This is a genomic window from Marinithermus hydrothermalis DSM 14884 (genome assembly GCF_000195335.1).
GTDB classification, from domain to species: domain Bacteria; phylum Deinococcota; class Deinococci; order Deinococcales; family Marinithermaceae; genus Marinithermus; species Marinithermus hydrothermalis.
Genome location: NC_015387.1, coordinates 2,236,362 through 2,249,868 on the forward strand (window position 1 = coordinate 2,236,362; position 13,507 = coordinate 2,249,868).

12 protein-coding genes are annotated in these 13,507 nt (G+C 69.7%); 7 read left to right on the forward strand and 5 right to left on the reverse strand.

Features of this window, described 5'->3' with window-relative positions; translation table 11 throughout:
* Positions 1-38: 38 nt before the first annotated feature.
* Together MARKY_RS11170 and MARKY_RS11175 are read right to left on the reverse strand one after the other, a co-directional pair.
* Positions 39-1,259 (reverse strand): ABC transporter substrate-binding protein, encoded by a 1,221-nt coding sequence (locus MARKY_RS11170; RefSeq protein WP_013704985.1) that lies wholly within the window; start codon positions 1,257-1,259, stop codon positions 39-41.
* A gap of 78 nt (positions 1,260-1,337) precedes the next feature.
* Complete coding sequence (locus tag MARKY_RS11175) at positions 1,338-2,318, reverse strand: LacI family DNA-binding transcriptional regulator (protein ID WP_013704986.1); 981 nt, start codon at positions 2,316-2,318, stop codon at positions 1,338-1,340.
* Between the two features lie 253 nt (positions 2,319-2,571).
* Here MARKY_RS11175 and MARKY_RS11180 point away from each other — a divergent pair, with 253 nt between their 5' ends.
* Positions 2,572-3,012, forward strand: a complete 441-nt coding sequence (locus MARKY_RS11180; protein WP_052297221.1) for a DUF2203 family protein — start codon at positions 2,572-2,574, stop codon at positions 3,010-3,012.
* Between the two features lie 9 nt (positions 3,013-3,021).
* Here the strand turns inward: MARKY_RS11180 and MARKY_RS11185 are convergent, their stop codons facing one another.
* Positions 3,022-3,420: a metallopeptidase family protein gene (locus tag MARKY_RS11185; protein ID WP_041658094.1), complete on the reverse strand. Its 399-nt coding sequence runs from the start codon at positions 3,418-3,420 to the stop codon at positions 3,022-3,024.
* A gap of 181 nt (positions 3,421-3,601) precedes the next feature.
* Between MARKY_RS11185 and MARKY_RS11190 the strand changes: the two genes are divergently transcribed.
* The 3 genes from MARKY_RS11190 (at position 3,602) to MARKY_RS11200 (ending at position 7,861) form a co-directional block, all read left to right on the forward strand.
* Entirely contained in the window at positions 3,602-4,540 is a 939-nt protein-coding gene (locus tag MARKY_RS11190) for an ABC transporter substrate-binding protein (RefSeq protein WP_245526780.1), read from the forward strand.
* 79 nt (positions 4,541-4,619) lie between these two features.
* Complete coding sequence (locus MARKY_RS11195; RefSeq protein WP_013704990.1) at positions 4,620-6,812, forward strand: ABC transporter permease; 2,193 nt, start codon at positions 4,620-4,622, stop codon at positions 6,810-6,812.
* Entirely contained in the window at positions 6,809-7,861 is a 1,053-nt protein-coding gene (locus MARKY_RS11200; protein ID WP_013704991.1) for an ABC transporter ATP-binding protein, read from the forward strand. The genes MARKY_RS11195 and MARKY_RS11200 overlap by 4 nt, the downstream gene beginning before the upstream one ends.
* Here MARKY_RS11200 and MARKY_RS11205 read toward each other — a convergent pair.
* Positions 7,858-9,897 carry a molybdopterin-containing oxidoreductase family protein gene (locus MARKY_RS11205; protein ID WP_013704992.1) on the reverse strand — a complete coding sequence of 680 codons (2,040 nt, stop codon included), beginning with the start codon at positions 9,895-9,897 and terminating at the stop codon, positions 7,858-7,860. The two genes, MARKY_RS11200 and MARKY_RS11205, sit on opposite strands and share 4 nt — an antisense overlap.
* Before the next feature lie 86 nt (positions 9,898-9,983).
* Here MARKY_RS11205 and MARKY_RS11210 point away from each other — a divergent pair, with 86 nt between their 5' ends.
* The 3 genes from MARKY_RS11210 (at position 9,984) to MARKY_RS11220 (ending at position 12,403) form a co-directional block, all read left to right on the forward strand.
* Positions 9,984-10,844, forward strand: coding sequence for a DMT family transporter (locus tag MARKY_RS11210; protein WP_013704993.1), 861 nt, complete (start codon positions 9,984-9,986; stop codon positions 10,842-10,844).
* 105 nt (positions 10,845-10,949) lie between these two features.
* Entirely contained in the window at positions 10,950-11,609 is a 660-nt protein-coding gene (locus MARKY_RS11215) for a hypothetical protein (protein ID WP_013704994.1), read from the forward strand.
* The gene (locus MARKY_RS11220) at positions 11,519-12,403 is read left to right on the forward strand and encodes a CAP domain-containing protein (RefSeq protein WP_041658097.1); all 885 of its coding nucleotides are present in this window, start codon (positions 11,519-11,521) and stop codon (positions 12,401-12,403) included. The genes MARKY_RS11215 and MARKY_RS11220 overlap by 91 nt, the downstream gene beginning before the upstream one ends.
* Here MARKY_RS11220 and MARKY_RS11225 read toward each other — a convergent pair.
* The gene (locus MARKY_RS11225; protein ID WP_013704996.1) at positions 12,378-13,457 is read right to left on the reverse strand and encodes an MFS transporter; all 1,080 of its coding nucleotides are present in this window, start codon (positions 13,455-13,457) and stop codon (positions 12,378-12,380) included. The two genes, MARKY_RS11220 and MARKY_RS11225, sit on opposite strands and share 26 nt — an antisense overlap.
* Between the last annotated feature and the right edge of the window lie 50 nt (positions 13,458-13,507).

The following is a 13,507-nucleotide window of genomic DNA, read 5'->3' on the forward strand; positions in this document are numbered from 1 at the left end:
GGGGCCGGACGGCGCGGATGCCGTCCGGCCCGTTCGGCTTACTTATGCCCGGTCAAGCGGTCCAAGCGGTCCTGTGCGTCCGCCAGGGCCTGGTCCACGCTCTTCTCGCCCAGCAACACGGCGGAGAGCGCCTCGTTGATGATGTTCATCCAGTCGGCCCCCAGACCGCGGAACTCGAAGGGGAAGACGTTGCCCTGGCTCGCGCCCTGGAAGACCACGCGGTTGAGCTGGGGCTCCTTGCCCGGACGCTGGAAGTACGGGTTGTTCGCGAGCGCGGCCCGGCTCGGAATGGCGAGGCCCCGCTCGAGCACCCACTGCTGGGCCTCGGGGCTGGTCAACAGCTCGAGGACCTTGAGGGCGGCCTCCTTGTTCTTCGAGCCTTCGTACAGGCTCCAGGAGACGGTGAAGATGAAGTTGCCGCGCTGACCGGTCACCGGGTCCTTGGGGATGAAGGTGGTGCCGTAGTTCAGGTTCGGCGCCTGATCGCGCAAGAACCCGGCGATCCAGGCCCCTTCGATCGCCGCGGCGACCTCCTCGGTGGCGAAGCACCCGCCGGTCCAGCCCTGGCCGAGGTCTTGCGCGAGCACGCCGACCCCGCGATCGACCAGGCCGGTGTACCACTCGAACGCCCGGCGGAAGTTCTCGTCCAGGACGGTGCGGCCGTCCTCGTTAAAGGGTTTCCATCCGGTCGCGAAGGCAAACGCCCCGAACCGGGCGAAGTCCGGGACCACGCAGATCCCGTGCACGTCGCCCAGGCGGTCCACCACGGCCTTCAGCTTGGCCTCGAAAGTCTCCCAAGTGTCGTTCTGGTTGGGGAAGGGAACCCCGGCCTCCTCGAAGAGGTCCTTGTTAAACTCGATCGCCAGGGTGTTGAAGTCCTTGGGGATCCCGTAGAGGTGGCCGTCGAGGGTGAAGGCCTGCACCAGGTTATCCAGGAAGGGCTCGGCGTCCACGCCCAGCGCGTCCAGCGCCGCGACCTTGCCGGACGCAAAAGCCGCCCGGGACCAGAAGATATCCACGTAGAAGAGGTCCGGCGCGGTGCCGGCCGAGAGCGCGTTGAAGATGAACTGCTGGAAGTCCCCCTCGACGGGCTCGTACACCACCTCGATCCCCGTGCCCTCGAGGGCGGGGCGCACCACGTTCTCGAGCACCCCGTTCACGATGGCCACGTCCGTCCCGCCCCACCCCGAGATGCGCACCTGCACCTGAGCCGACGCTAGGCCCAACAGCGCCAGTGCAATCACCAACAACCGTTTCATGCCATACCTCCTTGCCTCTAGCAAGCACGTGCGATACGCCTCGAGCCTATGGGCCGCTAGCCTTGTGGGGTCCTCCGGTTAGGGTTTCACCCCCTTCCGCGCGGTGCTTTGACGCACGACGAGCTGTACCGGAACCCGCTCGCCCCGCGGGCTCCGGCCCTCGAAGGCTTCCCCAAGCAAGCGAACGGCGGTGTGCGCCACCCGCCGAATGTCCTGCCGAACGGTGGTGAGGCCCTCCCCGATCTCGGGTAGGTCGTCGTACCCCACGAGCGAAACGTCCTGCGGCACCTTGAGCCCCAGGTCCTCGAGGGCCGCGCGCGCCCCCACCGCCATCTCGTCGGAAGCCGCGAAGATCGCGGTAAAGCGCAGCCCGCCCTCCCAGGCGCGGCGCAGCGTCCGGTAGGCGGCGAGCACGGAGAACTCCCCGTCCAGCACCAGCTCGCTCCGGAAGGGCACCCCGTAGGCCTCGAGGGCGCGACGGTACCCGGCCAGCCGGTCGCGGCCGGCCTGGTTGTGGAGGTGTCCCGTGAGGTGCAGGATCTCCCGGTGCCCCAGCTCGAGGAGGTGCCGGGTGGCGAGGTACCCGCCCTCCTCGTCGTGCGGCGCCACCCAGAAGACGCCGGGATAGACCCCCACGAGGACGAAGGCCTGGCCGTGCTCTTGCAGGTACTCCAGGCGCGGGTCGTGCTCGTGCGCGCCCAGGAGGATGTAGCCCTTCGCGGGCTCGAGGGGCAGGCCCACGGGGTCCGTAGGCACCTCACGGAGGCGGAATCCTTCCTGCCAGAGGGCGTCCGCGAGGTACTCGTAGAGGAGGGTGAAGTACGGGGTGAGCCGGGGCACGCCGGGGAGTTGCAGCACCCCTACGGTCCGTTCACCCCGTCCAGTGAGCTCGCGGGCTACGGGGTTCGGCACGTACCCTAGGGCGCGCACCACCTCGAGCACCCGAGCGCGGGTCTGGGGGTGTACACCGGGACGCCCGTTGAGCACGCGGCTGACCGTCCCGGTCGAGACCCCGGCCAGCTTGGCTACCTCGCGGATCGTGACCCGTTGCTTGCGCATCCCCACCCCGGATCTTGTAATCGTTTACATCAACACTGTAAACGCTCCGGCCGCATACTGTCAAGCGTTCCAGGAGAACAAGCGCATAGTTTGCACGATAATTTAGGTGTGCTCGTGGAGGGATACGCGCCCCTCATCGGGCCGTATCGCGTCCCGTAAACGTTTACAAATACGGGCCCGCGCGCCCACGCCCAGGGATTGCAATGCACTTGTCCGTAAAACTGAGTATGGTATACTCAAGTTGGGGTGGATGATGTACTACCGGCTGTTCTCGCTCGACGAGGCCCGTAAACTCCTACCCGAACTCCAGCGCGTCCTGCGCCAAATGCAGGAGGCCAAAACTGCCCTTACCCAGCTGCAGGCCCGCCTCAAGCTCACCCGACCCCACACCCCCGAGCGCCGGGCGCTCGAGGAGGAGGCCCGCTTCCTCATCGGCTCCCTCGAGGCCGACAAAGCCTACCTCGACCAGCTCGGGGTGCACCTCAAGGACCTGGACCGCGGCCTGGTGGACTTTCCTGCCCGGCTCGGCGGCCAGGTCGTCTTCCTGTGCTGGCAGCTCGGTGAACCGGACATCACCTACTGGCACCCGCTCACAGGCGGGTACGCGGAGCGCCGGCCCTTGCCGCAGGCCGAGCCCGCCCTCCAACCGGCCCCACCCCCGCGCGCCTCCCCTGACGCCTGCGAGGCGCGCTAAGCCCCCTACCTAGCGTCCCGCCCCCTTCTGGCGCAGCGCCCGCAGCTGCGCCAGATCCTGTTGCACGAGGTCGTCCCGCCCCGCCAGGGATTCCACGTGGTGCTGCAGCTCGTGCAGCAACGTCTCCCAGATCTCCGCCTCCCAGTCGAACGCCGGATCCCCCTCGGCCACCTTCTGGAACGAGCCGTAGTACAGCACGATATGCCGCCCCAGTCCCTCGAACCCCGCGAACACCGAGGGCGGGCCGGGGTCCAGGTACTCCCCGAGCCGCCACACGTCCTGTCCCAAGAGGCCCGGCTCCTCCTTCGCCTCCTCGGCCACGTGCACCCCCTGCAGCTCCCGCTTAAAGACCTCGGGGATCTGCTCCCACAACGCCTCGACGCGCTCGAGGAAGGTCTCGAAATCCATCGCGTTTAGCATAGCGCCACCCCGCGCGGAGCAAAAGTGCAGTAGAATAAATAACTGCACCCGAATTAAAAGGAGGCGAGTGAAGATGTCCCAGTTCATTCTTCGGCTCCATTTACGCCCGGCATTCCTCGTGCTATTCGGTCTGCTACTGGGGTTCGGCAGCAAGACGTCGGCGCAAGAGGTGAACGTGCTGTGTAGCCCCGCCCTCCCCTGGTGCGAGGCCATCGCCCAGGCCTTCGAGGAAGCCACCGGCATCAAGCTGAACTTCGTGCGCCTCAGCTCGGGCGAGGCCCTCGCCCGCATCCGCGCCGAGAAGGAGAACCCCACCTTCGACGTCTGGTTCGGCGGCACGGGCGACCCGCACCTGGTGGCCTTCCAGGAAGGCCTCACCGAGTTCTACAAGCCCTCCATCTGGGAGAGCCTGCGCCCCGAGCTTCGCGAACAGATCGGAGAACGGTACATCCCCTTGTACCTCGGGGTGCTGGGGTTCGGCGTGAACGAAAGCGTCCTCGCGGAACGCGGCGCCCCCATCCCCCGCTGCTGGAAGGACCTGGCGGACCCCGTCTACAAGGGCCTGATCGCCATGCCCAACCCCAACACCTCCGGTACGGCCTACACCACCCTCGCCACCCTCGTGCAGATCTTCGGGGAGGAGGAAGCCTTTGATCTGCTCAAGCAGATCCACCAGAACGTCGCGCAGTACACCCGCTCCGGCGGCGCGCCGGGCCTCCTCGCGGGCCGCGGGGACGTGGGCATCGCGGTGCAGTTCCTGCACGACGTGATCGGGCACATCAAGAGCGGCTTCACCCTCACCACCGTCGTGCCCTGCGAAGGCACCGGGTTCGAGATCGGCGGCCTGAGCCTGATCAAGGGCGCCCCCAACCGGGAGGCCGCCATCCAGTTCATCGAGTGGGCCCTTACCCCCGAAGCGCAGGCCCTCGCCGCAACTGCCAACTCCTTCCAGCTGCCTTCCAACACCAACAGCCCCGTACCCCCGGAATCCCCCCGGCCTGAGGAGGTCAAGCTGATCGACTACGACTTCGCCACCTTCGGCAGCCCCGAGGTGCGCGACCGGCTGGTCGAGCGCTGGAACAACGAGGTCTTCCCGCTCCCGCGCTAGGCCACACCCCCTACGCGCGGAGGCGGGCCACACACCCGCCTCCGCGTTCACGGTGCCCCCAGAGCCCAAGGAGCCTACCGTGGCCGCCCCCAGGGCCCGCTCAAGATCGTGGATCGCCGCGCTGATTGCGGCCAGCGCGCTCCTCGCGCTGCCCTTCGGCCGCTCGGACCGGGCGTTCTGGCCGCTGGAGTACGCCTACGCCCTCTGGAATCTGAACCACCCCCTGTTGTGGCTGCCCCTCGCCGCGGCCCTCGCCGCCCTTATCGCGAGCCTCACCCCCCTCCCCACCCCCCGCCGCGGCACGCTCCTCACCCTTCTGGGCGCCCTGGGCACCGTCTCCGGCGCGGCGTGGCTCGTCGCGAGCGGCACGCCCTTCGGGTTCGGCGCGCTCTTGGGCCTCGCCGCGCTCGTCGTCGTCACCGGCCACGGCCTGAGCGCCTCCGGCCGGGTGCACGGCGACGCCTTCATCGCGAGCAGCATCCTCTTCGCCGCGCTGTTCGTGCTCCTCTTCATCCTGTACCCCCTCTTCACCGTGCTGCGCGAAGCGGTCGTGATCGACGGGGGCTTCACCCTGGCCAAGGTGCGCAAGACCCTCACCAGCCCCCTCTTCCTCCTGGTGGAGAACCCCTACACCCCCCTGAGCGAAGCGCGCATGGTCGCGCTCGCCACCGCCGCCAGCGCCCTCCTCGCCGGCCTCTGGACGGCCCGCACCCGCCCCGGCCCGTTCCGCGTCGCGCTCGCGGCGAGTGCCGGAGGAGTTTTGGGCCTCCTCGCCGGTCTCACGATCTGGGCCAGAGGCGCCCTCCCCACCAGCCTGCTCGTCGCCGCGATCGTCGCCCCCACCTCCACCCTGATCGGCCTGGCGTTCGCGCTGCTCGGTCAGCGAAGCCGCTCGAGGCTCATCCGGCGCGCCCTGGGGGTGGTGGGCCTTCTGCCGATCATCACTCCACCATTCGTGCTGGCCTTCGCGATGATCTTCCTCTTCGGCCGGCGCGGCCTCGTCACCCACCAGCTCCTGGACCTCTCCACCAACGCGATCTTCGGGGTGATCGGCGTCTCCCTCGCGCAGATCCTGGCCTACTCCCCCATCGCGTACCTGGTCCTGCGGGGCACGGTGGAGTCCCTGGACCCGGCCCTGGAGGAGGCCGCGCACACCCTCGGGGCGGGGCGCTGGCACCTGTTCCGCACCGTGACCTGGCCCCTCTTAAAGCCCGGCCTCGCCGCGGCCTTCCTCCTCACGGTCATCGAGTCGCTCGCGGACTTCGGGAACCCGATCATCCTCGGGGGGGACCGCGGGTACCTGGCGACCGAGGTCTTCCTCGCCCTCACCGGCCGTTACGACCCCCACGAGGCCGCCGTGTACGGCACGGTGCTCCTCTTCCTGGTGCTCACCCTCTTCTTCATCCAGCGCGCCTGGCTCGGCCGGACCTCGTTCATCACCGTCACGGGCCGCCCCACAAGCGGGCGCTTCACCCCCCTCCCCCCGCTCCTCGAGGGGGCCCTCCAGGCCGTCTTCCTCGCCTGGGCCGCGCTGGTTTTCGCGCTGTACGGCGCGGTGATCTTCGGGTCGTTCGTCAAGCTCTGGGGCGTGGACAACACCTTCACCCTCCAGCACTACCAGGCCTTCGTGCAGGTCGGCCTGCCCGTGGTGCTCTACACCGCGCGCGTCGCCGCGATCAGCGCGGTGCTCGCCACGCTCGTGGGGTTCATCATCGCCTACCTCATCTCCCGGCAACGCTTCCTGGGCCGGGGCCTGGTCGAGTTCGGCTCGATGCTCTCCTTCGCCACCCCCGGCACGGTGATGGGCGTCGCGTACATCCTGGCTTTTAACACCGGCCCTTGGCTCCTCACCGCGACCCAGACCATCCTGGTGCTCGCCCTCGTCTTCCGCAACATGCCCGTCGCGATCCGCAGCACCATCGCGGGCCTCGCCCAGATCGATCCCAGCCTGGACGAGGCCTCCACCACCCTCCGCGCCAGCTCGAGCACCACCCTGCGCCGCGTGCTCTTCCCTCTCCTCGTCGCGCCCCTCCTCGCCGGGGTCATCTTCGCGTTCGTGCGCGGCATGACCGCGATCAGCCAGGTGATCTTCCTGGTAAGCCCGGGGAACCTGCTCGCCACCGTGCTCCTCCTGGGCTGGGTGGAGTACGGCAACCTGGGCCGCGCCGCCGCGATGGGCACCGTCCTGATCGTCTCAATGCTCCTCGTGATCCTGCTCCTTTTGCGCCTCACGCGCGGTGTCGGCGTGCGCGAGATCGGAGGGGTGCCGTGAAGCTCACCGCCGCCCCCGTACGCCTCGTAGCGGTCGAGAAGCGGTTCGACCGGGTGATCGCGGTGGACCGGGTCAGCCTCGAGATCGAGCCCGGCGCCCTCGTCACCCTTCTCGGCCCCTCCGGGTGCGGCAAAACCACGACCCTGCGCCTCATCGCGGGCCTCGAGCGCCCCAGCGCCGGCCGGATCTTCATCGACGAGGAGGACGTCACCCCCCTGCCCGCGCACCTGCGGGACATCAGCATGGTCTTCCAGAACTACGCCCTCTTCCCCCACATGAACGTCTTTGCAAACGTCGCGTACGGCCTTAAGGTCCAGGGCATGCACGACGCGGAGGTGCGGCGGCGCGTGGGCGAGGCCCTCGAGCTCGTGGGCCTCACCGGCCTGGAACGCCGCGCCCCCGGCGCGCTCTCCGGAGGGCAGCAGCAGCGGGTCGCGCTCGCGCGGGCCCTCGTGCTGAAACCCAAGGTCCTCCTATTCGACGAGCCCCTCTCGAACCTGGACGCCAAGCTCCGCAAGCGCGTGCGGCAGGAGATCCGCGAGCTGCAGCAAAACCTCGGCATCACCGCGGTCTACGTGACGCACGACCAGGAGGAAGCCATGGCGATCAGCGACCGGGTGGTGGTGATGCACGCGGGGCGGATCGAACAGATCGGCACGCCGCATGAGCTGTACACCCGGCCCGCCAATCACTTCGTGGCGGACTTCATCGGCTCCGCGAACTTCCTCGAGGGCACCTACGACGGCCACGCCGTCCAGATCGGGGACCACCGCCACCCCCACCGCCAGGCGATCTCACCGGGCCGCGTCACGGTCATGGTGCGCCCCGAGGCTGTGCGGCTCCACCCGGAGGACGCGGAGGGCCTCGAGGCCAGCGTGCGGGCTGTCGCGTACCTGGGCCAGCGCACCGAGTTGCTGCTGGCCACCCCCGCGGGCCTCGTGGAGGCCGTCCTCCCCGGGGACCACAGCCGCCGCGTGCACCAAGGGGAGGTGGTGCGGCTCACCTTCGACCCGGCGGGGGTGTACCTCCTCGAGCCCCGCACGCCCTAGGCTTCGGGGGCCGGCTCCACCTCCACCGGGTTCGAGTGGAAGGTCGAGCCGCCCCCCATGTCCGTCAGGTGCTCTCCCGTGAGGACGTTGATGGGCTCGCGGTCCGGGGCCCACACCCCCCACCAGGTGCCTTCTAGGACCACCGTCCCGGGCATGGGGGCCTCCGTAACCCGAAGCCGACGGATCACCGCCCCGTGCCGCGAACGGATCCGGACGCGCTGCCCGTCCACCAGGCCGCGCGCCTCGGCGTCCACGGGGTGCATCCACAGCACGGGCTCCCCGCCCTCGGCCGCGACGAGGCGCTCGAGGTGCCCGTACGTGGTGTTCAAGAACGAGTGCGCCGGGGGCGTGAGGAGGATCAAGGGGTACTCTGGTTCGGGCTCGGTCAGGATCACAGGGGGCGGCGGATCAAACGCGATCCGGCCGCTCGGGGTGTTCGCCCCGTCCTTAAACGGCAAAAAGGGCCGCGGCAGGTTGAGGCGCACGAACCCCTCCCGCCGCAAGCGCTCCAGGGTGATCCCCTCGAGCCAGGGGTGGTCCGTGTCGAGCAGGCTCCGCGCCACCCGCTCCGCGTCCCAGTACAGCGTCTCCTCCTCGAGGTCCAGCCGCTTCGCGAGCTCCCGGAAGACCCAGGTGTTCGGCCGGGCTTCGCCCGCCGGCTCGAGGACCGGGTCGTTCCAGGAGAGGTAGTAATGCCCGTACGCAGTGTAGAGGTCCGGGTGCTCGAGGAAGGTCGTGGCGGGAAGCAGGATGTCCGCGTACTGCGCGGTCTCGGTCATGGCCTGCTCGAGGACCACGACGAACAGGTCCTCCCGCATGAGGCCTTTACGCACGCCGTTCGTGTTGGGCGCGACGACGAGCGGGTTCGAGTTAAAGACGAAGAGCACCTGGATGGGGGGGTCGTCCAGGGCGTTCAGGGCGGTGGCGAGCTGGTTCATGTTCACGTGGCGCGCGCGGGGGTTGGGGCGGAGGTACCCTTTGGGCGCGGGAGGGTCCGTCAGGAGGTGCGCGCCCCCCAGCCGCGCGCGGTTTAGGGGGAAGGCCCCGCTCGTGGTGAGGAGCGCCCCGCCCCCCGGGTACTGCCAGGCCCCGATCAGGGCCGGGAGGAGGACCACGGCCCGCAACGCGCTCGCCCCGCCCGGGTGGCGCGTCATCCCGTACCCGACGCGCACGAAGCTTGCCCGGGCGGCCGCGAACTCCCGCGCGAGCCGCCGGATCCGTTCGGCCGGCACGCCCGTCACCCGCTCCGCCCGCTCGGGGGGCCACTCCATGGCCGCCGCGCGGAAGGCCGCCACCCCCTGGGCGGCGCGCTCGAGGTAGGCCCGGTCCTCGAGGCCCTCCGCGAAGATCACGTGCGCGAGGGCGTAGGCGAGGGCGGCGTCCGTGCCGGGCCGGATCTTGATGTGCTCGTCCGCGAAACGGCTGGTCTTGTTCTCGTAGGGATCGATGTGCACGATGTGCGCGCCGTTCTTGCGCGCGGCCTTGAGCTTGGGGGTGAGGTGGCTGTGCGTGGCCAGGCTGTTGATCCCCCAGAGGATCACGAACCGCGCGTGCGGGACGTCCTCGGGGTCCACGCCGTAGCGGGGGCTGCCGTAGGCCGCCTCCCACCCCGCCGCGCCCGCGGTGGCGCAGATCGTCTCGTCGAGTTCCGAAGCGCCGATCGCGCGGAAGAAGGCCAGCGGGTGCTGCTGCTCCACCAGACCCATCGTGCCCGCGTAATGGTACGGCAGAACGGCCTCCCCCCCGTACGCGTCCAGCACCGCCTTGAGCCGCTCGGCAATCGCGTCGAGGGCCTCGTCCCAGGTGATGCGTTCCCACACCCCGCTGCCTTTGGAGCCTTTGCGCCGCATGGGGTGCAGGGGCCTCAAGGGGTGGTGCTGCCGCTCGGGGTACCGGTAGGTCTTCACGCACGCGAACCCCTGGGTGATGGGGTGGTTCGGGTCCCCTTCGACCTTCACCAGCCGGTCCTCCTCCACGGTCACCAGCAGGCTGCACGCGTCCGGGCAGTCCAGCGGGCAGGTCAGGCGGCGCTTCATGGCTGGGATTGTACTCCCTCCCCCCGCAGGGAAAAGGCAACGAACCCCACGAAGCCGCGGCGTATCCTGGGAAGAAGGGGGTGCGGATGACCGCGCTGGCGCTCGCCCTGGTTCTCGCTTCCGCCGTGCTGCACGCGACGTGGAATCTGCTCGCCAAACAAGCCGCGGACGGCGTGCCGTTCGTGTGGCTCGTCGCGGCGGCCTCCACCCTCATCTACGCCCCGGTGGCCGCCCTGGCCTACGCGCACTACCGGCCAGCGCTCGGGGGAATGGCGCTCGTGTTCCTCGGGGGAGCGGCTCTGCTGCACGTGGGGTACTTCCTGATGCTGGACAAGAGCTACCGCAGCGGGGACCTTTTGCTCGTCTATCCCCTGGCGCGGGGCACGGGCCCGCTCCTCGCGAGCGCGGCGGCCATTTGGCTTTTCGGGGAACGCCCCTCCCCCCTCGCGCTCACCGGCGCGGCCCTGATCGGCCTGGGGGCCCTGACCCTCGCCAGCACCCCGGCGGCCTCCCCCACCCGCCCCGGCCGGCGGGCCGTGGGGTACGCCCTGCTGACCGGCACCCTGATCGCGAGCTACACCCTGTGGGACAAGTACGCGGTGAGCGCGCTGCTGCTGCCGCCCCTCTTGTACGACTGGGCCACGAACCTAGGGCGCACCCTGCTCCTCTCCCCCCTGGCGTACCGGCGCTGGGACGGGGTGCGGCGCCTCTGGCGGACGCAGCGCCGAGCGGTGCTGGGGGTGGCCGTCCTGAGCCCCCTGGCGTACATCCTGGTCCTTACCGCCCTGGTCTTCGCGCCCGTGAGCTACGTCGCCCCGGCGCGCGAGGTCAGCATCCTGATCGGCGCCGTGATGGGCGCCCGGCTCCTCGCGGAGCAGCACGGCCCGCGCCGCATCGCCGCCGCGCTCGCGATGTTCGTAGGCATCGCGGCGCTAACCATAGGGTAAACTCACCCCGCAACCGCGCCACAAAGGGTAGAATAAGGGAAATCCCCTCCCGGAACCCCGCACAAGTACGCCTTCCCCTAGACCGGGAAGAACGGAGCCAACCCCATGGGTAAGCGATGGATTTACCCGGTATTCGCGGCCCTCCTCGCGGCCGGCTGCGCGCAACTCCCCCAGATTCTCAACCCCTCCCCAACCGCCCCCCGCATCACCCGGTTCGACGCCACCCCCGGCGCGATCGCCCCCGGCGGCAGCAGCACGCTCAACTGGAGCGTGGAAGGCACCGCCCCCATCACGCTCACCCTCGAGCCCGGCCTCGGGGACGTGACCGGCACGACGAGCGCCGTCGTCACCCCTAACCAGACCACGACCTACACCCTCACCGCCACGAACGCCCAGGGCAGCGCCCAGGCCCAGGTCACGGTCACCGTGGGCGAGACCGCGCTGAACCTAAGCATCGCTGGCCTCCCCGCCGGCCTCGAGGCGTACGTGGCCGTCACGAACCACGCGAACTACATCCGGTGGGTCCGCGCGACCCAAAGCCTCACCGGCCTCGCGCCCGGCACGTACACCGTAGCCGCCGCAACCGTCACGAATAGCGGCACCACGAGCCTCTCGAGCAGCACCACCTACGTCCCCGCCCCCCAAGCCAGACGATCACCCTCAACCCCGGGGAGGTGGGGAACCTCACCGTGCAGTACGCCCCGGCCTCGAGCGGCCTCTACGCCACCCCGCCCGACGTGCCCAACTGCCTCGAGGGCAGCCTGACCGACGAGGCCAAACAGCGCGCTTTGTACACCCTGAACTTCATCCGTGCCCTGGTGGGCCTCCCCCCGGTGGGGTACGACCCCGCGAGCGACCCCATGGTGCAGAAGGCCTCGCTGATGTTCGCGGCGAACAACGCGATCGACCACTTCCCCCCGACCAGCTGGGCGTGCTACACGGCCGAGGGCGCCGAGGGCGCGAAAAAGAGCAACCTCGCGATCAAGAGCAGCAGCGCCCCGATCACGCCGCTGCCGGGGGAGTTCATCGTGCTCTGGGCCGACGACGTGAACGTGAGTAAACTCGGGCACCGGCGCTGGCTGGTGGACCCGTTCCTGAAGCACGTGGCCTTCGGGCTGGTGGACGGCTCCCCCCTCGTGGGCGGCGCGGCCTTCAGCGTGGGTTCAGCCATCCGCGTGATCTACGCCGAGGAGGCGGACATCAGCAACCTCGCCCTGCCTTTCGTGGCCTACCCCCGGGGCGAGTTCCCCACCGCTTTGTTAACGAACGACTGGTTCTTCTCCTTCGGGGTGCTCGCGGACCCGAGCGGCCGCTTCAACAACGGCGACGTGGACTACAGCCAGGCCCAGATCCGCGTCACGGACCCGAGCGGCGCGGCGCTCAGCGTGACCGAGGTCAGCTTCACCGACCCGAACCCCACGAGCGTCATGGGCCTTCCCAACCACCTCCAGTGGAAGGTCCCGGGCCTCCAGGACGGCGTGACCTACACCGTCACGATCACCAACGTCCGGGTGAACGGCACACCGCAGGACTTTAGTTACACCGTGCACCTGCGCTAGGCGCGGCCCGCGGCACCGAAAGCAGCGCGAGCCCCACCACGAGAGCGGCCACCCCCACGCTCGCCGCGAAGTCCAGTCCCACGAAGGGCGGATACACCCCTCCCGCGAGCGCCCCCCCCAGGTAGTAGGCCGACACGTACGCGCCGCTCACCCCGCTCCCCCACCGGCCCGCCAGCCCCCCGGCCACCCCTTGCGCGGCGAACACCCCAAAGAGCACCAGGGCAAACCCCGCGAACACCCCCACCCCTCCCTGCGCGAGCATCCCTCCCAATCCCACAAGCACCACCCCGAGCGCCGCGTAGAGCGCCCGAGCCTCCCCAACCCGTTCCGCGAACACGCCGGCCGCGCTCGAGCCCAGAATTCCCGCGAGGTACGCGAGGTACACGAGCCCGATCCGCCCCTGGGAGAACCCCAGGGCCTCCAGGCGGTAAGGCAAGAGGTTCGCGACGAAGAGGTTCACGAACAACAAACTCGTCCCGATCGCGAGCAAAGGCCAGGCCGCGGGGGTGTAGCGGGGCGGCTCGAGCGCCACGCGCTCTTTTCCCACCAGGAAGAACGGCGCGAGGAAGAGGGCGGGCAGGCTCACAAGCGCCAACGCCCAGCGCTCCCCCAGCCCCTCGGCCAGCACCCCCGCGAGCACCCGGCCGAGGGTACCGCCGACCGCGTTCCCCGCGACCAGCAGCCCGGCCATCACGCGCGCCCGCTCCGGGAACAGACGCACCACAAGCGCGAACGCCAAGCCCGGCACCGCGGCAAGGCACGCGCCTTGAAGAAAGCGCAGCAGCACCCACGCCCCCAGGCTCGGCGCGACCGCCCCCAGCACCCCAAACACCCCCACGCCAAACACCCCACCGCCCAGCACCCACCCCGCCGAAAGCCGCAGGCGCGGCACGAGCGGCGAGAAAAGGACCAGCGCGACGAGCGGGCCCGCCATGCCCCACCCCGCCGCGCCCGGCGGCACGGCGAACGCCCGCTCCAGCCCCGGCAACAGCGGCTGCGGAGCGTACAACGCCGCGAAGATCACCACCCCCGAGGCGACCAAGGCCCACCGCATACCCTTACTCTAAAGCGCCTCCCGCAAAGCGGGAGCGGCCCAGCGGGTAG

Excerpts from the sequence above, each read along its gene's own strand:
- MARKY_RS11225 (WP_013704996.1), bottom strand. The coding sequence starts at position 13,457 with ATGCGGTGGGCCTTGGTCGCCTCGGGGGTGGTGATCTTCGCGGCGTTG.
- MARKY_RS11205 (WP_013704992.1), bottom strand. The coding sequence starts at position 9,897 with ATGAAGCGCCGCCTGACCTGCCCGCTGGACTGCCCGGACGCGTGCAGC.
- MARKY_RS11180 (WP_052297221.1), top strand. The coding sequence starts at position 2,572 with ATGTACTACCGGCTGTTCTCGCTCGACGAGGCCCGTAAACTCCTACCC.
- MARKY_RS11210 (WP_013704993.1), top strand. The coding sequence starts at position 9,984 with ATGACCGCGCTGGCGCTCGCCCTGGTTCTCGCTTCCGCCGTGCTGCAC.
- MARKY_RS11215 (WP_013704994.1), top strand. The coding sequence starts at position 10,950 with ATGGGTAAGCGATGGATTTACCCGGTATTCGCGGCCCTCCTCGCGGCC.
- MARKY_RS11185 (WP_041658094.1), bottom strand. The coding sequence starts at position 3,420 with ATGGATTTCGAGACCTTCCTCGAGCGCGTCGAGGCGTTGTGGGAGCAG.
- MARKY_RS11170 (WP_013704985.1), bottom strand. The coding sequence starts at position 1,259 with ATGAAACGGTTGTTGGTGATTGCACTGGCGCTGTTGGGCCTAGCGTCG.
- MARKY_RS11175 (WP_013704986.1), bottom strand. The coding sequence starts at position 2,318 with ATGCGCAAGCAACGGGTCACGATCCGCGAGGTAGCCAAGCTGGCCGGG.